Here is a 19,796-nt window from a genome sequence, read left to right on the forward strand (position 1 = left end):
CACAAATCCAACTTGTTACATTCTTAAATACAAAAATAGAGCACCAAAATCTATTGGTGCTCACTTAACTAAAATCAATTCTACTAATTTTTATTTTCTTTATTAGCTGCTTCATTTAAAACATATAACTCTTCCTCCGAAAGGTCATATCTTGATATTCCCTTATCAATTGGTTTTGCATAAGTTGTACTTTCTTGCCTTCCATATATACCAGTTAAAATAACCCCATCATTTCTATCATCTAGCATAGCTATCGAAAAGCTCAAGTCACTACCAACATTCTCGAATGCCTTATATCTCATAATTGCTACTTTTTGAACACAATCCTTCATCTTAACTTCTAATCTCTTACATTCTTCTAGAGCCTTATCAGATCTTTCTTTAGCATCCTCAATACTATCTAATCTTTCCAGTAACATTTCTTCTAAATTATTATTAGTAGTACCTTTCATTAATTTTCTGTATCTGCTTTCTACTTTTCCAACTGCTTTAAATAAGACCACTACCATTATAAATAATAATATAATTATTATTGCCATTCCAATTAATAAATATGGCATTATATCATTCATTGCACTAATTAGCATATCCAATTTTGTGTCATTCCTTTCATAATTGTTTCACGTGAAACATTACATATTAATAATGTCGAGTATTCTTTGAAGATCTTCCTCTGAATAATATTCAATTTCTATTTTACCCTTGTTTTTCTTGTTTAAAATATTTACCTTTGTTCCAAAATAGTTCTGAAGCTGATTCTTAATTTCTTTATAATAAGGATTTACTTCTCCTATATTTTCATTATTTTTTTCCTTTTCAATATCATCATTAATTCTTTTTATTAATCTTTCTAATTCTCTAACGGATAATTTTTCATCAATTACCTGCTGAGCTATTTCATACTGTTTCTGCTTATCATTTATTGAAAGAAGCACTCTTCCATGTCCTTCCGTTATGATACTCTCAATTATATATTGTTGAACACGTTCATCCAGATTCATCAATCTCATTGTATTAGCAATAGCAACCCTTGACTTTCCTATTCTTTTACTTAATTCTTCTTGTGTTATTTTAAAATCATTTAACAATTTTCTATATGCTAAAGCCTCTTCTATTGGATTTAAGTCTTGGCGTTGAATATTCTCTATCAATGATATTTCTAATATATCTCTATCACTTAATTCCATTATTATTGCTGGGACTTCTTTTAAGCCAACAATTTTAGCCGCTCTCCATCTGCGCTCTCCAGCAACTATAATGTATCTATCATTTTTTAGCTCTCTTAAAATTAAAGGTTGAATAACACCATGGGTTTTGATTGACTCTGCTAATTCAGCTATTTTTTCTGAATCAAATAATTTTCTTGGTTGATCTTCATCACTTTTAATTTTATTTATAGGAATGAGCAAACTATTATTTTCTTGTTCAGTATTATCTGATTCCTCCGGTATAAGTGCGCCTAATCCTTTTCCTAAGGCGAATTTCTTTGCCATTCTATCACCTACTGTCTCTCTAAAAACTCTTTAGTTAATTTTACATACGCCTCAGCGCCCTTACATTTTTCGTCATACAACATTATCGGAAGTCCAAAGCTTGGCGCCTCTGCAAGCCTTACATTTCTAGATATTGTAGCTTCATATACCTTATTCTTAAAATATTTTTTTACTTCTTTCAAAACTTCATTACTAAGATTTGTCCTATAATCAAACATTGTCATTACAACACCTTCGATTTCTAGCTTTTTATTAAGAGATTTTTTTACTAATTGTATTGTGTTTATTAATTGACTAACTCCCTCCAATGCATAGAATTCGCATTGTATTGGTATTAGCACTGAATCTGCACATGTTAATGCATTTATTGTTAATACCCCTAAAGACGGCGGACAATCTATAAACACATAGTCATATTCTGATTCAATTTCTTTTAATTTATTCTTCATTATATTTTCCCTATCACTTCTATTTATAAGTTCCACCTCTGCACCAGCTAGTTCCATCGTTGACGGTGATATGTACAAGTTCTGGACTAAGTCACTCCTTACTATAGATTCCTTCATAGTTGCATCAGAAATTAACACATCGTAAATGGATAAGTCTAAATTACTTTTATCCAATCCTAATCCACTCGTAGTATTTCCTTGAGGATCTATGTCTATAGTCAATACTCTATAACCTTCCATTGCTAAGTATGCACATAAGTTTATATTAGTAGTTGTTTTCCCAACCCCACCTTTTTGATTAAAAATGCAAATTACTTTCATAAGCACAGCCCTAAAAGAGCGTCCCCCCTTTCCATATTAATATTATATATACTTTTTTATTATAATAAAAGAATTATGTTCTAAAAAACAATAACTCTTAATAAAATATATTCTATCATAAAATATTTTTCATTAATTCTTAATTTTCTGTGTATAAATATGATTGACAATCCTATATTTCTATATTTATAAATATAAGATTAATATATACTTGCAATAATAAATTTACATTTATAATTCCAGTCATGTAATCCCTAAGTTAAGACCAAAATGTAGAACTTTAATTACAACATGTATATATAATTAAAGTTAAGGCAATACTTAGTAAAACCTTAACTTCCAATTATTCCGCTTATTTTTTTGTTTTTGGTATCTTTACTACTACTTCTATAAACTCATCATCATCTTTATATGCATATTCAGCTGGAATATCAAATTTCTGCAAAACTTGTTTTATTGTATTAACATAAAGTTTAGCCGGCAATACGCCTCTTATATTTCTTTTATTCTTATTTTTTAATTCTTCTCCAGCTAATTTAAGCAATTCTTTGTTAATTAATTCCTCTGTTTTCTTAACATTTAATCCGTCTTTTATTACTTTTTGAACAATTCTTAACTGCATTTCTTCAGTCGGAATTGTTAATAAAGCTCTTGCATGTCTTTCAGTTAATTTATTCTTTAAGCATAATTCCCTAACTTCACTACTTAACTTTAGCAATCTTAATTTATTAGCGATTGTTGATTGCTTCTTTCCCATCTTTTTTGCTAATTCATCTTGCGTAAAATTATGATCACTTATTAAATTATAATACGCTTCTGCTTCTTCTATGTAATTTAAATCTTCTCTTTGAAGATTTTCAAGTAGAGCTATCTGAGCAGATTCAGAGTCAGTTATATCTATAATATTGCAAGGAACCGTCTCTAACTCAGCTAACTTAGCTGCTCTAAGTCTTCTCTCTCCTGCTACCAATTCAAAGACCTCTCCACGCCGTCTTACAGTAATTGGTTGAATTATTCCATGTTCTCTAATTGATTGTGATAATTCTTCTATAGCTTCTTCATTAAAATATTTACGTGGTTGATAAATATTTGGAATGACTTTATTTATGCTAATACTTACTATTTCATTATTCATGTTCCCAACCCATCCCTTATTAAAATACTACATACATATTTTACCTTAATATCCTTATTTGTCTATTTAACTCCTACCTTAATATTTTATCATATACCTGCTTACATAATCAAATTTCAATTATTTATGTAATATCTTTATTTAATTGGATTTTTACTTATTACTCCTGCTCTTCTTGGATATCCCTTAGGAGATCTATCTATCTTTTTCACGACAACTAAATTATGTTTTAATTGTGTATCTTCAATGTTAATTTCACAAACTTCCAATACTTTTCCACCTAAAATCTTTATTGCATTTGTGCTCTCTGTAATTTCTTGATCAACTGATGGACCTTTTAGCGCAATAAAACTTCCTCCAACTTTTACATATGGTAAGCATAATTCAGATAATACACTCATATTTGCAACGGCCCTAGATGTTGCAATATCAAAATTCTCTCTTAGCTTAATATCTTTTGCTCCATCTTCAGCCCTAGAATGTATAGTTGTTACATTAGATACTCCAATTCTATTAATAACTGTGTTTAAAAAACTCACTCTTTTGTTCAATGAATCTAATAATGTAACATTCAAATCAGCTCTCATTATTGCAATAGGCAAACCTGGAAAACCAGCTCCTGTACCAACATCTATTAAGCTGCTAGCAATTTTGAATTCATTTCTTTTAAATGCTTTTATTGAATCAATAAAATGCTTTTTGATTATTTCTTCATCATCAATTATAGCTGTTAAATTAATCTTTTCATTCCATTCTTGAAGAAGTTTCATATAATCAATAAATTTTTCATACTGCTCTTTCGATAGTTGTAAACCAACATCTTCTGCTGATTTAGACATTAAATCATAAAACTTCATAATTCCTCCAATAATAATTAAAATTATTTATTATAATAATGTTCAAGATAAATAAGTAATACTGAAATATCTGCTGGAGACACTCCTGAAATACGTGTTGCCTGACCTATGCTTATTGGTCTAATATCACTTAACTTTTGTATTGCTTCAGTTCTTAACCCCTTAATATCACTATAATTAATATCCTTAGGTAATAATTTCTTTTCAAATTTCTTGAATTGAGCAACTTGTTCAAGCTGACTTTGGATATATCCTTCATATTTTGTTAATATATTAATTTGCTCTCCAACGTCATGAGGTAATTCTGGCCTCTCTGAATCTATTTGTTGTAAATCAAAGTAATCTAATTCAGGTCTTTGTAGTAGTTCATAAAAAGTAATTGGCTTTCTCAATTCAGCTGAATTTAATGATATTAAAAATTCATTTATTTCTTTTTTATTAGTTACCTTTAAATTCTTTAATCGTTCTAATTCATTTTCAATATTTTGTTTCCTCTTTATAAATTTATCATATCTTTCCTCTGTGACTAATCCAACTCTATACCCTAAATCCGTTAATCTAAAATCTGCATTATCCTGCCTCAATAATAATCTATATTCTGCTCTTGAAGTCATCATCCTATAAGGTTCATTAGTCCCTTTTGTAACTAAATCATCTATTAGAACTCCTATATAAGCATCAGATCTAGTTAGTATTAGTGGTTCTTTTTGTTTAATTTTTAATGCTGCATTTATACCTGCAATTAACCCCTGTGCTCCAGCCTCTTCATATCCTGAACTTCCATTAAGCTGACCTGCACCATATAATCCTTCAATATCTTTAAATTCTAATGTTGGTTTTAATTGAGTAGGATCAATTGAATCATACTCAATTGCATATGCAGTTCTCATCATTTCAACATTTTCAAGTCCTGGTAAGGTTTTAAGCATTTTAATTTGCACTTCTTCTGGTAATGATGATGAAAATCCACCTACATACATTTCTAGTGTGTCAAGCCCCTCAGGTTCAATAAATATTTGATGTTGTGGTTTATCTGGAAATCTCATTATTTTATCTTCTATTGATGGACAATATCTAGGACCAACGCCTTTTATACTCCCATTATAAATTGGAGATCTTCCTATATTATCTCTAATTATTTTACGTGTTTCATCATTTGTATAGGTTAAATAACAAGATACTTGTTCCCTTTCAATATTTTCACTCATAAATGAAAAAGGTATTATATTATCATCACCATTTTGTTCTATCATCTTAGAAAAATCCACAGATCTTCTATTTATCCTAGCTGGGGTTCCAGTTTTGAATCTCCTCAAAGAAACTCCTAAATCTAATAATGATTGTGATAGGTCATTAGCTGGAAATAAACCATTAGGACCGCCACTATATGATACTTCACCAATTATAATTTTTCCTTTTAAATATGTACCAGTTGCAAGAATTACCGCCTTACATTTAAAAATAGCTCCATTTTTAGTAACTACGCCTGTCACCTTTCCATTCTCAACATTAAGTTCAGTTACCTCAATTTGCCTTATTTTAAGATTTTCCTGTTCCTCTAAAATTCTCTTCATTCTAAATTGATAACTTTTTTTATCTGCTTGAGCTCTCAATGAGTGAACTGCTGGTCCTTTTGAAGTATTCAACATTCTTGACTGGATAAATGTATTATCAATATTGATCCCCATTTCTCCACCAAGTGCATCAATTTCCCTAACTAAATGACCTTTTGCAGTACCACCGATATTAGGATTACAAGGCATCAATGCTATTGAATCTAAATTTATTGTACATACTAATGTATTAAGGCCTAATCTTGCTGATGCCAATGCAGCTTCACATCCCGCATGACCTGCACCAACAACAACTATATCGAATTGACCACCATCATAATTTACTGCCATTACTTTTACCTACTTTCCTACACAAAATTCACTAAAAATTTTGTTTAATAAATCTTCTTCTAATTCATCTCCAGTTATTTCTCCTAAAGCTTTCATAGCCGCTGTTATATAAATTGATATTAAATCAAGATATTCATTAGCATTAATTTTATCTAAAGCCATTTTACAATTTTCTAATGATTTATATAACGCTTGCTTATGTCGTGCATTAGAAATTATTAAGCTTTCAGAGCTTATCTCTCCATTAAAGAATAACTTTTTAACTTCATCTTTTAAAATATCTATTCCTTGGCCAGTTTTAGCTGATATATTTATTATATTACTTAAATTCTTAAGTATTTCTTCTTGAATTTTTATATCTTTCAAATCCATCTTATTTAATAATACTATATATTTTCTATTCTTTATTTTATTAATTATTCTACTGTCTTCTTCATCTATATATCTAGATGCATCAAGCATGAGTATTATTAGATCTGCTTCTTCAATTTTCTCTTTTGATTTTTCCACACCTATTTTTTCTACTACATCTTCTGTATCTCTTATTCCTGCTGTATCGGTTATTTTAACCGGTATTCCATCAAGATTTATATATTCCTCAATTATATCTCTAGTTGTCCCTGGGACATCTGTTACTATAGCTCTATTTTCTCTTAATAATGCATTAAGTAATGAAGATTTTCCTACATTTGGTTTTCCTACAATAACTATATTGAGTCCATCTCTCACAATTTTACCCGCATCCGCATTAGACAATAAGGTTTCAATTTTTGAATTTGTATTCTCGATCCCATCTTTAATCTGTAAAATTAAATTGTCATCAACGATATCCTCATCATCTTCTGTAAAATCAACTGCATATTCAATTAGCGCTAAAACGTTTAGCAAATACCCTCTTAATTCATTTATTTCTTTAGATAAAGCCCCTTTGCTTTGAATCATAGCGGCTTTCATCGATAACTCTGTTTTAGCAGTTATTATATCCATAACTGCTTCGGCCTGACTCAAATCTATTCTTCCATTTAAAAATGCTCTTTTAGTAAATTCTCCAGGTTCTGCAAGTCTTGCACCAGCTTTGATAACCTGATCTAATACACTATTAGTAGATATAACTCCTCCATGACAATTTATTTCTACCACGTTTTCACCCGTATAGCTTCTTGGCGCTTTCATATAACTTAAAATAACTTCATCAATTATCTCTTTTTTGTTCTCTAAATCCACAATATTACCATACTTCATAGTGTATGTTTTCATGCTTTCAATATCGTATTTATTCCTAGGGGTAAATATCTTACTAGCAATCTTTAAAACATTCTCCCCTGAAATTCTTATTATTGAAACTCCGCCTTCTCCGATTGGTGTAGCGATCGCACAAATAGTATCAAATTCTTTCATTTAATTTCCTCCTCTTTTTAAAGAAGAATATTTTCTAAACTAAAACTCCTTTTTAACTATTATCAATTTTACATAACAAAATTTAAATAGTCAAAGTTATATTAGCTAAAACTTCTCTTTTTAATCATAAATTTTATTTATAAACTTAAAAAGAAAGCCATTATGGCTTTCTTTTTAAGTTTAATCTTTCTTTAATTCAACGACTACCCTTCTAAACGGCTCCTCGCCCTCACTATATGTATTAACAAAGGCATCTTCCTGAAGTGCAGAATGAATGATTCTTCTCTCGTATGGATTCATTGGCTCTAGTTTAAATGATTTTTTTGTTTTCTTAACTCTATTAGCTGTTTTAATTGCAACACCTTTAAGAGTTTCCTCTCTTTTGCTTCTATAATCTTCGGTATCTAGTATAACCTTTTTATGAGGAAGTTCATGTAACTTATTAACTACAAGTGAAACTAAATATTGAATAGAATCTAATGTCTCTCCTCTATAACCAATTATCACTCCCATTTTTTCTCCGGATAAATTAATTATAATGCTATCATTCTCTTCTTTAATATCAATAGTTGCCTCAACTTCCATTCCCTTGAGTATATGGACTATAAAGTTTCGTGCGTCTTCAATATAATTATATTTTCTAGAAACTCTAATTCTTGCTGGTTTAACTCCTATAACATTAAATAAACCCTTTGAGCCATGATCCAAAATTTCAATATCAACCATATCCTTATTTGCATCAAGTTCACTTAAAGCTTTATTTAAGGCTTCTTCAACAGTCTTTCCTTCCACTTCTACTGATTTCATCTGTTAATTCACCACCTCTAATATCAAAGCAAAATCACTTTTTGATTATTTCTTTTTTCTCTTTTTACTAGCTGAATTTTTAGATTCTTCCACTGCCATAACAAATTTATCTGATTCTGCTACAGCATCTTTTTGAGTCTTATCATCCATCTCTCTCATTGCTGGCCTATAGTTTAAAAAATATGTTTGTATTGTTTGAATTAAATTACCAATTATCCAGTAAAGTACAAGTATTGATTTAAAATTCAATGACATAACACCCATCATTCCAGCCATAACTAAATTCATACTTCCCATATTCATTCCACCTGGTTGTGATGGTGTTGATTTAGACATTAAATAAGATGGTATATATGTTGACAATGCAGCTAATACTGGTAATATATAATATTTATCTGGTGCAAATAAATCGTGAATCCATAGGAATGAAGCACCTTCTATTCCTTGTATCCCCATAAATACCCAATAGAGAGCCATTAGTATAGGTAGAGGTAATAATGATGGAAGGCACCCACCAGCTACACTAACATTATTCTCCTTATATAGCCTCATAGTTTCAGTATTCAGTTTTTGAGGATCGTCTTTGTACTTAGCCTGAAGCTTTTTCACTTCTGGTTGAATTTTCTGCATTCCTTGTGATGACTTTGCTGCCTTAATGTTAAATGGTAATATTAAAATTCTTATAATCAATGTAAAAATAAATATTGCCAAAACATAAGATAGCCCAACATCTGATATTCCCATACTAACTATAAAGTCATGCAGGGAATCAAATATCCCTTTCATAAAGTTAACTATTGCTTGAAACATTAAAATATATACCTCCTAATATCTCACCTAACTGGATCATATCCACCCTTACAAAAAGGATTACATCTTAATATTCTGTAAACTGCTAATGCACTACCTTTAAAAGCTCCATATTTATTTATGGCATCTATTGCATATTGTGAACAAGTAGGCACAAATCTACAGCATGAAGATCTTCCAGGTGAAATATATTTTCTATAAAATTTAATTAGGCGTATTAGTAATTTCTTCATTATTATATAAGCCTGCCTTTTTAATTAAACTTCTCATAGCTCTTTCTACTTCAAAGTAGCTTTTACTTTGAAGAGGATTTCTTGCTATAAAAACAAAATCATATCCCTTTACTATATAATTATAATTTAATCTAAAGCTTTCAGTTATTAATCTTTTACATCTACTTCTAACAACACTATTCCCAACTTTTTTACTTACAGAAATACCTACCTTGCTATAGGCTAAAAAATCTCTATCCTTATTCCTTCTATTTTTTAATATGTACATAACTAGAAGCTCATTTGCAAATGATTTACCTCTTTTATATACAATTGTAAATTCAAAATTTTTCTTTAATCTATAAATCATAGATATTTTTATACTCCTTTTTTCCCTGCATTTGCAGAAAAAAGGCCACTAATGGGCCCTTAAGCTGTTAATTTTTTTCTTCCTTTTTGTCTTCTGCTCTTAAGAATGTTTCTTCCTGATTGAGTGCTCATTCTTTTTCTAAAACCATGTTCTTTTTTTCTTTGTCTCTTTTTAGGTTGGTAAGTCATAAACATTACATATGCACCCCCTTAAATTTATTATTTATAGTAAAAACTATACTTCGCTATTTAAATTTTACTTTATCATTATATAGATATACTATTTTTCTGTCAAGGTGGTAATAATTGTTGATAAATATATTTATATATATTTTTTTGTGGATAACTTATTGAATATAAGTATTTACTTATGTTATCATAAATATTATGTTGTGAATAACTTATTAATATAAAAACTTATCCACATGTGTGGATAAAATTGTGCATAACTTGTTTATTTTTATTGTTAGTACATGCTTTATAGTTGATTTTATTTAGATCTTAGCATGTTTATAACACTTAATAACAGATTGTTATTAAATTTATAGAAATTTAATATATACACATAGTTATTAACATGTTGATATATTTATATACATACTTGGCTATAATATATGAATGTTAATATCCTTGTTGATAAACTGTACATAACTATTATAAAAATTTTTTTATTACAATATTGGAGGAATAAGAATGGATGCCGATCTTAAAAATTTATGGGATAAAACCTTAGATATTATAAAAAGTGAGCTAAGTGAAGTTAGTTTTAATACTTGGATTAAAAGCTGCGAACCTCTGTCTATTTCTTCTAATACTCTAAAGATAAGCGTTCCAAATTCCTTTACTCAAGATATTTTAGATAAAAGATATAAAGATTTAGTTGCAAATTCCATAAAAGCAGTATGTTCAAAATTATATACAATTGAATTTATTATAATGTCTGAAATCTATGAAAAAGAAGAAATTAAGAGTTCATCAAATCAGAAATCAAAAGCTATTGTAGTTAATGATGAAATGTCGTCTACATTAAATCCAAAATATACTTTTAATTCTTTTGTAATAGGTAATAGTAATAGATTTGCTCATGCTGCATCTTTGGCAGTTGCAGAATCACCAGCAAAAGCATATAACCCGTTATTCATATATGGTGGAGTCGGACTTGGAAAGACTCACTTAATGCATGCTATAGGTCATTACATCTTAGATGGTAATCCTAATGCTAAAGTTGTATATGTCTCATCTGAAAAATTTACCAATGAATTAATAAACGCTATAAAAGATGATAAGAATGAAGAATTCAGAAATAAATACAGGAATGTTGATATCTTACTTATAGATGATATACAATTTATAGCCGGAAAAGAGCGTACTCAAGAAGAATTCTTTCATACATTTAATGCGTTACATGATGCGAATAAACAAATTATATTATCTTCAGATAGACCGCCAAAAGAAATTCCAACATTAGAAGATAGGCTTCGATCTAGATTTGAATGGGGCTTAATAGCAGATATTCAAGTCCCTGATTTCGAAACTAGAATGGCAATACTAAAAAAGAAAGCTGATGTTGAAAATCTAAATGTAGCAAATGAAGTTATGGGCTACATTGCTACTAAAATTAAATCTAATATAAGAGAACTTGAAGGCGCACTAATAAGAATAATTGCTTACTCCTCATTAACTAACAGAGAAGTTACTGTAGATTTAGCTACAGAAGCATTAAAAGATATAATATCTAAAAAGCAAGGAAAGCATGTGACTATTGACTTAATACAAGATGTAGTTTCTAGTTACTTTAATTTGCGTGTTGAAGATTTAAAATCTCAAAGGCGGACTAGAAATGTTGCTTACCCAAGGCAAATAGCAATGTATTTAAGTAGAAAGCTAACAGATATGTCTTTACCTAAAATTGGAGAAGAATTTGGAGGAAGAGATCATACCACAGTAATACATGCTTATGAGAAAATATCTGAGAATCTCAAAACTGATGATTCATTACAAAGTACTGTTAACGACATTACAAAAAAATTGACTCAGAATTAATCCACAGAGCTGTATAATAAGTACATAATAACTTGTGGATAATATTTTTTTAGTTATATTATGCTTATACTTGTGGATAACCAGTCTGTTTTGTTACTGATTTATCCACAATATTTTTGAATTAAATTTTGTTGATATTACAGCGATTATACTAGTTATCAACAAATTAACAGCCCCTACTACTATTATTACTATAAAAATATTTATCTAACTACTAATTATCATCTTTAATTCTTGTGAATAAAATAAGGAGGATTTTCAATGATCTTTACATGTGAAAAACAAAAAATATTAGAAGGTATATCAATAGTTCAAAAAGCCATAACAGGTAAATCAACAATGCCCATATTAGAAGGTATTTATATAAATGCAAATAATTCAACAATAACTCTTATAGGTTCAGACATGGATGTTAGTATTCAAACATTAGTTGATGCAACTATTATGGAAGAAGGAAGTATAGTTATTGATGCTAAAATATTTGGAGAAATAATAAGAAAACTACCTAATTCAACTATAAGAATAGAAACTATGGAAAATCAGCTAATAAAAATAACTTGTGAAAAATCCATATTTGATGTAGTTTATATGAACACAAATGAATTTCCAGAGTTACCTGAAATTAATGAGAATTTAAAAATATCAGTAAATCAAAATATATTAAAAAATATGATAAAAGGGACTTCTTTTGCTATCGCTCAAGACGAAACAAGACCTATTCTTCAAGGAATATTATTCGAAGTGAGAAATAAAAACTTAAACCTAGTTGCTCTAGATGGATATAGACTAGCTATAAAAAGTGAATTTTTGGATACGGATATTGATATAGAAGTTGTAATTCCAGGAAAAACATTAAATGAAGTATCAAAGATACTAGAAGATATAGATGAGATTGTGGATATAACATTTACTAATAACCATATATTATTTAATTTAAAAAGAACTAAAATAATATCTAGATTATTAGAAGGTAAGTTCATAAATTATAAATCATTATTACCACAAGAACACAAACTATTTGTAAATGTTAATAGACAAGAACTACAAAATGCGATAGAAAGAGCATCTCTAATGGCTAAGGATGGAAATACTAATTTAATAAAATTAGATTTACATCAAGATAACTTAGTAATAACCTCTAATTCTCAATTGGGAAAGGTAAGAGATGAAATTTCGATAAAATTGCAAGGAGATGAAATAGAAATTGCATTTAACTCAAAATATCTGTTAGATGTTTTAAAGAACATGGAGGATAATGAAGTTGTTATGAAAATGACATCTGGTATAAGCCCATGTGTTATTGAAGAACATAATAATGAAAATGCAAAATATTTAGTTTTGCCAGTAAGACTAATGAGATAGGAGGATAAATATTATTTTAATATTTATATAATGAAAATGAATAAAATAAAAATTGATACTGAAATTATAAAATTAGATGCTTTTTTAAAATGGGCATCTATTGCTAGCTCAGGTTCAGAAGCTAAGATTTATGTGCAAGATGGAATGATAAAGGTTAATGGAGAAGTTTGTACTCAAAGAGGTAAAAAATTAAGAATTGGAGATGTAGTAAACTTCGAAGGTTCAGATTTTGAAATAATATAGAGATAGTTATTTGATTAGTTATGATATAATTATTATAGGTGTATTTTTATGTATGTTAAAAATATAAATTTGCTTAATTATAGGAATTATAAAAAATTAAGCGTAGAATTGACTGAAAATGTTAATGTGTTTGTGGGAGATAATGCTCAAGGAAAAACAAATATTTTAGAATCAGTATATTATTGTGCTTTTGCAAAATCACACAGAACATCAAAAGATAAAGAATTAATAAATTGGGAAAATAGTACAGCCTACATAAGTTTACTTATAGGGAAAAATAGATTAGATAAAAAGATCGATATAAATATACTCAGAGATGGTAAGAAAGCCATAAAAGTAAACAATATAAAAGTAAATAAGATAGGTGAACTATTTGGAATTTTTAATGTAGTAATGTTTTCTCCAGAAGATTTAAAAGTTATAAAAGAAGCACCAAGTTTGAGAAGAAGAGTATTAGATATGGAATTATCTCAGGTAAATCCAAATTATTACTTCAACTTAGTACAATATAATAAAGTTCTAGGCGAAAGAAACATTGTGTTAAAGAGCAGGTCATTTAGTGAAGATATTTTAGATGTATATGATATGCAATTGAGTAAATATGCTGATTATATTATTTCAAAAAGGTTAGAATATATAAATAAGATAAATTTTTACGGTGATATAATTCATAAAGAAATTACATCTGGAAAAGAAGCAATAAACTTTAAATATAATTGTACTGTTAATCTAGAGAATGGAAAATTTAAAGATAATTATTTAAAAAAACTAAAAGATAATATTCAAAAAGATAGGGAAAAGGGGTTAACATCTGTAGGACCTCATAGAGATGATTTTAGCGTATTTATAAATAATATTGATACTAAGATTTTCGGATCTCAAGGACAACAAAGAACATCGATTCTAACTATGAAATTTGCATCTTTAAAAATCATTAGAGAGATTACAGGTGAATATCCAGTATTATTGTTAGATGATGTTTTATCGGAGCTTGATTTAAATAGGAAAAAATATATATTAAGATCAATAAAGGATATACAAACTATAATAACATGTGCTGGAATTGAGGATTTAAATGATTATTTAGATGATAAAGTCAAGATATTTAATGTATTAAACGGACAAATTTTAAATCAAGGGAGGAATATATAATGTTTTTGCATTTAGGTGAAAATGTAGTAGTTCCCATTAAAGACATTATTGGAATATTCGATCTTCAAAATACGATGTATAGCTCTGACACAATACAATTTTTAAGACTAGCAGAAGAAGACGGATTTGTAGAAAGAATAACAGAAGAAAAGCCAAAGTCGTTTATAATAGCAGAAGTAGATAATAAGAGTAAAATATATTTATCACCAATATCATCAACTACATTAACAAAAAGAACAGATATAGAATATAGTTCTTAGTTTCATAAAATTAAAAATTTTAATAATACTTATTAAGTTTAGGAGGAGTCTGATTTGGAACAAAATAACAGAAAATATGATGAAAATCAGATACAAGTTCTTGAAGGATTAGAAGCAGTAAGAAAAAGACCAGGAATGTATATTGGAAGCACTAGTTCAAGAGGCCTTCATCATTTAGTATATGAAATCGTAGATAATAGCATTGATGAGGCTTTAGCAGGATATTGTAATAAGATAGAAGTATACATTAATGAGGATAATTCGATTACAGTAAATGACGATGGTAGAGGGATGCCTGTAGGAATACATCCTAAGATGGGAAAATCAACTGTTGAAGTTATAATGACAATATTGCACGCAGGTGGTAAATTTGGAGGGGGAGGATATAAGGTTTCAGGTGGATTACACGGAGTTGGTGCATCTGTAGTTAATGCTCTTTCGGAAGAATGTACTGTCACAGTTAATAGAGATGGGCATATATGGCAGCAGAAATATAGTAAAGGAAAGGTTCTAAACGAACTTACAAAAGTAGGGGACAGTGACCAGACTGGAACACAGACATATTTTAAGCCTGATGCAGAAATATTTGATGAAATAGTGTTTGATTTCGAAGTTTTATCTCAAAGATTAAGAGAACTAGCATTCTTAAATAAAGGAATATATATAAGGTTAGTAGATAAAAGAGATGAGAAAGAAGAAGTTTTCCATTACGAGGGTGGAATTAAATCCTTTGTTAGCTACTTGAATAGGAATAAAGTGCCACTTCATGAAGAACCTATATATATTGAAGGGGTGAAAGATAATATATCCGTGGAAGTAGCGCTTCAATATAATGACGGTTATACTGAAAATATATTTTCTTTTGCCAACAATATTGATACAGTTGAAGGCGGAACGCATCTAGTTGGATTTAAAACTGCACTAACTAGAGTATTTAACGATTATGCAAAAAAATTTGGGCATATAAAAGAGAATGACAAGAATTTTACTGGTGATGATATAAGGGAAGGTCTGACTGGAGTAATATCTATAAAAATTGAAGAGCCACAATTTGAGGGGCAAACAAAAACTAAGTTAGGAAATAGCGAAGTAAGAGGAATTGTAGACTCAATTGTTGGTGAAAATATAGGCATATTCCTTGAGGAAAATCCTAACATAGGTAAAATGATTGTTGATAAGGCTCTAATGGCTGCCAGAGCCAGAGATGCAGCTAGAAAAGCAAGAGAATTAACACGAAAATCAGTTTTGGAAAGATCTACATTGCCAGGGAAATTAGCAGATTGTTCATCTAAAGACCCAAGGGAGTGTGAAATTTATATAGTCGAAGGAGATTCGGCAGGTGGATCTGCAAAGCAAGGAAGAAATAGAAAATTCCAAGCTATTTTACCTTTAAGAGGTAAGATATTAAATGTTGAAAAACAAAGATTAGATAGAATATTAAATGCAGATACTATTAGATCAATGATTACTGCATTTGGAGCAGGCATAGGAAATGATTTTGATGTTGAGAAGATTAGATATAATAGAATTATAATTATGACAGATGCCGATGTTGATGGTGCTCATATTAGAACATTATTACTAACATTTTTTTACAGATATATGAGGAATTTAATAGATGATGGGCATGTATACATAGCACAACCACCATTATATAAAGTTAGTAAGAGTAAAAAGGAGTATTATGCATATAGTGATCCTGAATTAGAAAGTGTTTTATCAGAGTTAGGTGGAAAAGATAATTCTACTGATATTCAAAGATATAAAGGTCTTGGAGAAATGAATGCGTCTCAATTATGGGATACAACTATGGATCCGGAAAAGAGAATTTTATTAAAAGTAAACATAGAAGATGCTATGGCAGCCGATGAAATTTTTACAATACTGATGGGCGAAAAAGTCGAACCAAGAAAAGAATTTATACAACAAAATGCTAGAAATGTTGTTAATTTAGATATTTAGTACTGAAATACGAGGTGAAGTACATGGATTTTAATGAAGGAAAAGTTATACCTGTAGATATTAAAAATGAAATGAAGAAATGTTATATAGATTATGCAATGAGTGTTATAGTCGGTCGTGCATTGCCAGATGTAAGAGACGGACTAAAACCTGTTCATAGAAGAATACTATATTCGTTGCAGGAATTGGGATTAACCCCTGAAAAGGGATATAGAAAGTGTGCAAGAATAGTTGGAGATGTTCTAGGTAAATATCATCCACATGGTGATAGTTCAGTTTATGATGCATTAGTTAGAATGGCTCAAGATTTTTCAATGAGATATATGCTAGTTGATGGACATGGAAATTTTGGATCAGTTGATGGTGATAGTGCAGCTGCTATGAGATATACAGAAGCAAAAATGAATAAAATAGCAGTTGAAATGTTAAGAGATATTAATAAGAGCACAGTTGATTTTATGCCTAACTTTGATGGCGAAGAGCAAGAGCCAGTAGTATTACCATCAAGATTTCCTAATCTCTTGGTAAATGGTTCATCAGGAATTGCAGTTGGTATGGCAACTAATATTCCACCACATAATTTGGCTGAAATAATTGATGGGACTATTATGCTTATAGATAATCCTGAAAGCACAGTTTTGGAACTTATGACTAAAATTACAGGACCAGATTTTCCTACAGGGGCTACCATTATGGGTAAAGCAGGAATTAGGGCTGCATATGAAACTGGTAAAGGAAAGATAATAGTAAGAGCGAATGCTGAAATAGAAGAAGAAAACGGAAGGCACTCAATAATTGTTACTGAGATACCATATCAAGTAAATAAAGCAAAACTTGTAGAAAATATTGCTGATTTAGTAAAAGATAAAAAGATTACTGGAATCTCTGACTTGAGAGACGAATCAGACAGAGACGGTATGAGAATTGTAATTGAGCTTAAAAGAGATGCTAATCCAAGTGTAGTATTAAATTTATTATATAAGCATACAAAGCTTCAAGATACATTTGGCATTATTATGTTAGCATTAGTTAATAATGAGCCAAAGGTTTTAAATTTAAAGCAAATACTGGAAAATTATGTAGAATTTCAAAAAGAAGTTATAACAAGAAGAACTATATTTGATTTAAACAAGGCAGAGGCTAGAGCACATATCTTAGAAGGCTTAAAGATAGCATTAGATAACATAGATGAAGTAATAAGTATAATAAGAAATTCTAATACTACTGAAATTGCCAAAAATACTCTAATGGAAAGATTTGAACTTTCTGAAAAGCAATCTCAGGCTATATTAGAGATGAGATTAAGAAGATTAACTGGATTAGAAAGAGGTAAAATCGAGGAAGAGTATAATGAGCTAATGAAACAAATAGAATATTTAAAATCTATTTTAGCTAGTGAAGAAAAACTGTTAGATGTTATTAAAGAGGAACTATTAGAAATAAAGAATAGATACTCAGATGAGAGAAAAAGTAAAATTGAAAAAATAGTAAATGAAATTGATATAGAGGATCTAATTCAAGAAGAAGATGTTGTGATAACATTAACACATTCGGGATATATAAAAAGAATTTCGGCCGACACTTATTCATCACAAAGAAGAGGTGGAAAAGGAATTCAAGCAATGTCAACTAAGGAAGATGATTTTGTTGAGCACTTGATGATAACATCAACACATTCAGATGTACTATTCTTTACAAATAAAGGAAGAGTGTATAAATTAAGAGCTTATGAAGTTCATGATGCTGGAAGACAGGCGAAAGGAACAAATCTGATAAATCTTATAGCAATAGAACCTGATGAAAAGATTCAAACAGTACTTACTGTAACAGATGAGAAAAAAGAAGGCTTTTTGTTTATGGGAACTAAGCAAGGAATAGTAAAGAAGACTCCATTAAGTGAATTTAAAAATCTAAGAAAGAATGGATTAATCGCAATAAGCTTAAAAGATGGCGATGAATTATTAAAAGTAAAGAATACCTATGGTGATGCTAATATTATGGTTGTAACTCAAAATGGTTATGCCGTTAAATTTAATGAAAAAGATGTTAGATCAATGGGAAGAACTGCATCAGGTGTTAAAGCCATTAATTTGAAAGAAGATGATATAGCAGTATGTATGGATATTGCTGTTGATGGAGAAGAGTTATTAGTAATAAGTGAAAATGGATATGGAAAGAGAACTCCTATTGCTGAATATAAGCTTCAAAATAGGGGCGGAGTAGGACTAATAACTTATAAAATTAGTGAAAAGACTGGAAAGCTTGCTGGCGCTACAATTTGTAAGGTAGATGATGAATTAATGCTTATAAATTCTAGTGGAGTAGCTATTAGAATTAATGTAGCAGATATCTCTGTAACAAGTAGATCAGCAATGGGGGTAACATTGATGAGAACGAATGAAGATGAGAAAGTTGTTGCAATAGCTAAAATATTAAGCAGTGATGATCAAGAAACTGAATCTGGTGATGAAGCTGAATCTGAAATAAATAATATAGAAGAATAATATTAGATATAATAAATCTTATAAGATTATAAATAAGGCATAACTATTGAATATACGTTATAGCCTTATTTTTTTATAGGTATTATATATTAAAATTTTATAAAAATATCTACATATATGCGAGGTGTATCATAATAAGATATATTAAGTATCATATAGATATATTAATTAATGTTAACATAAATTAATATAATTGGGTTATATTATATAAGTACTGTTGAATTATTATGTTAATATAAAAAACGTCGCTGAAGCAGATAAACACTTTAATTAAATTTAGAAAAAGTATTTTTGATATAATTTAAAAAAAATTTTAAAAAGTTGTTGACAGTGTATAAATCAGGTGATATACTAAGAAAGTCGCTTGAGGGTGATGAAAATTAATAACTACAATGAGAATTGTAGGAAAGAAAATTGGTCTTTGAAAATTGAACAGAATAACATAAATACATTTAAGTAAACCAGCAATTTTTATTTGAGTAAGCTAAGATTAAACTTTTTATTGAGAGTTTGAT

The 19,796-nt window shown here is 29.2% G+C and carries 19 protein-coding genes; 7 read left to right on the plus strand and 12 right to left on the minus strand.

Annotated elements, in window-relative coordinates; all coding sequences use genetic code 11:
• Nucleotides 1–83 precede the first annotated feature (83 nt).
• The 12 genes from L1S46_RS23365 to rpmH all read right to left on the minus strand — a co-directional run bounded on the left by L1S46_RS23365 (nt 84) and on the right by rpmH (nt 9,950).
• Complete coding sequence (locus L1S46_RS23365) at nt 84–572, minus strand: DUF4446 family protein (RefSeq protein WP_238901120.1); 489 nt, start codon at nt 570–572, stop codon at nt 84–86.
• 60 nt (nt 573–632) lie between these two features.
• Nucleotides 633–1,493, minus strand: a complete 861-nt coding sequence (locus tag L1S46_RS23370) for a ParB/RepB/Spo0J family partition protein (RefSeq protein ID WP_238901121.1) — start codon at nt 1,491–1,493, stop codon at nt 633–635.
• 8 nt (nt 1,494–1,501) lie between these two features.
• Nucleotides 1,502–2,263: an AAA family ATPase gene (locus L1S46_RS23375; RefSeq protein WP_012061244.1), complete on the minus strand. Its 762-nt coding sequence runs from the start codon at nt 2,261–2,263 to the stop codon at nt 1,502–1,504.
• 352 nt (nt 2,264–2,615) lie between these two features.
• Nucleotides 2,616–3,398 (minus strand): nucleoid occlusion protein, encoded by a 783-nt coding sequence (gene noc, locus L1S46_RS23380; protein ID WP_012061245.1) that lies wholly within the window; start codon nt 3,396–3,398, stop codon nt 2,616–2,618.
• A gap of 137 nt (nt 3,399–3,535) precedes the next feature.
• Entirely contained in the window at nt 3,536–4,255 is a 720-nt protein-coding gene (gene rsmG / locus L1S46_RS23385) for a 16S rRNA (guanine(527)-N(7))-methyltransferase RsmG (RefSeq protein ID WP_238901122.1), read from the minus strand.
• A gap of 23 nt (nt 4,256–4,278) precedes the next feature.
• Nucleotides 4,279–6,159, minus strand: a complete 1,881-nt coding sequence (mnmG, locus tag L1S46_RS23390) for a tRNA uridine-5-carboxymethylaminomethyl(34) synthesis enzyme MnmG (RefSeq protein ID WP_238901123.1) — start codon at nt 6,157–6,159, stop codon at nt 4,279–4,281.
• Nucleotides 6,160–6,168: 9 nt separating this feature from the next.
• Entirely contained in the window at nt 6,169–7,557 is a 1,389-nt protein-coding gene (gene mnmE / locus L1S46_RS23395; RefSeq protein WP_012061248.1) for a tRNA uridine-5-carboxymethylaminomethyl(34) synthesis GTPase MnmE, read from the minus strand.
• A 180-nt stretch (nt 7,558–7,737) separates the two neighbouring features.
• A complete protein-coding gene (jag, locus tag L1S46_RS23400; RefSeq protein ID WP_238901124.1) occupies nt 7,738–8,364 on the minus strand; it encodes an RNA-binding cell elongation regulator Jag/EloR in 627 nt (208 codons plus the stop codon).
• A 45-nt stretch (nt 8,365–8,409) separates the two neighbouring features.
• Complete coding sequence (locus tag L1S46_RS23405) at nt 8,410–9,174, minus strand: membrane protein insertase YidC (RefSeq protein ID WP_017210027.1); 765 nt, start codon at nt 9,172–9,174, stop codon at nt 8,410–8,412.
• Nucleotides 9,175–9,197: 23 nt separating this feature from the next.
• Nucleotides 9,198–9,407 carry a membrane protein insertion efficiency factor YidD gene (gene yidD / locus L1S46_RS23410; RefSeq protein ID WP_012061251.1) on the minus strand — a complete coding sequence of 70 codons (210 nt, stop codon included), beginning with the start codon at nt 9,405–9,407 and terminating at the stop codon, nt 9,198–9,200.
• A complete protein-coding gene (rnpA, locus tag L1S46_RS23415) occupies nt 9,379–9,756 on the minus strand; it encodes a ribonuclease P protein component (RefSeq protein ID WP_012061252.1) in 378 nt (125 codons plus the stop codon). Before rnpA ends, yidD begins: the two co-directional genes overlap by 29 nt.
• A 59-nt stretch (nt 9,757–9,815) precedes the next feature.
• Nucleotides 9,816–9,950, minus strand: a complete 135-nt coding sequence (gene rpmH, locus L1S46_RS23420; protein ID WP_008419045.1) for a 50S ribosomal protein L34 — start codon at nt 9,948–9,950, stop codon at nt 9,816–9,818.
• Between the two features lie 498 nt (nt 9,951–10,448).
• Here rpmH and dnaA point away from each other — a divergent pair, with 498 nt between their 5' ends.
• The 7 genes from dnaA (at nt 10,449) to gyrA (ending at nt 19,281) form a co-directional block, all read left to right on the plus strand.
• Entirely contained in the window at nt 10,449–11,798 is a 1,350-nt protein-coding gene (gene dnaA / locus L1S46_RS23425; RefSeq protein WP_011967366.1) for a chromosomal replication initiator protein DnaA, read from the plus strand.
• Between the two features lie 261 nt (nt 11,799–12,059).
• Nucleotides 12,060–13,160 carry a DNA polymerase III subunit beta gene (gene dnaN / locus L1S46_RS23430; protein ID WP_011967367.1) on the plus strand — a complete coding sequence of 367 codons (1,101 nt, stop codon included), beginning with the start codon at nt 12,060–12,062 and terminating at the stop codon, nt 13,158–13,160.
• Nucleotides 13,161–13,196: 36 nt separating this feature from the next.
• A complete protein-coding gene (gene yaaA, locus L1S46_RS23435; protein WP_031276195.1) occupies nt 13,197–13,403 on the plus strand; it encodes a S4 domain-containing protein YaaA in 207 nt (68 codons plus the stop codon).
• 48 nt (nt 13,404–13,451) lie between these two features.
• Nucleotides 13,452–14,555 carry a DNA replication/repair protein RecF gene (gene recF / locus L1S46_RS23440; RefSeq protein ID WP_238901125.1) on the plus strand — a complete coding sequence of 368 codons (1,104 nt, stop codon included), beginning with the start codon at nt 13,452–13,454 and terminating at the stop codon, nt 14,553–14,555.
• Nucleotides 14,555–14,815, plus strand: a complete 261-nt coding sequence (locus L1S46_RS23445) for an extracellular matrix/biofilm biosynthesis regulator RemA family protein (protein ID WP_011967370.1) — start codon at nt 14,555–14,557, stop codon at nt 14,813–14,815. The genes recF and L1S46_RS23445 overlap by 1 nt, the downstream gene beginning before the upstream one ends.
• A 54-nt stretch (nt 14,816–14,869) precedes the next feature.
• Entirely contained in the window at nt 14,870–16,777 is a 1,908-nt protein-coding gene (gene gyrB, locus L1S46_RS23450) for a DNA topoisomerase (ATP-hydrolyzing) subunit B (protein ID WP_238901126.1), read from the plus strand.
• Nucleotides 16,778–16,800: 23 nt separating this feature from the next.
• Nucleotides 16,801–19,281, plus strand: a complete 2,481-nt coding sequence (gene gyrA, locus L1S46_RS23455; RefSeq protein ID WP_238901127.1) for a DNA gyrase subunit A — start codon at nt 16,801–16,803, stop codon at nt 19,279–19,281.
• Nucleotides 19,282–19,796: the final 515 nt, after the last annotated feature.

Source organism: Clostridium sp. YIM B02500 (assembly GCF_022324665.1).
GTDB lineage: Bacteria > Bacillota > Clostridia > Clostridiales > Clostridiaceae > Clostridium > Clostridium beijerinckii.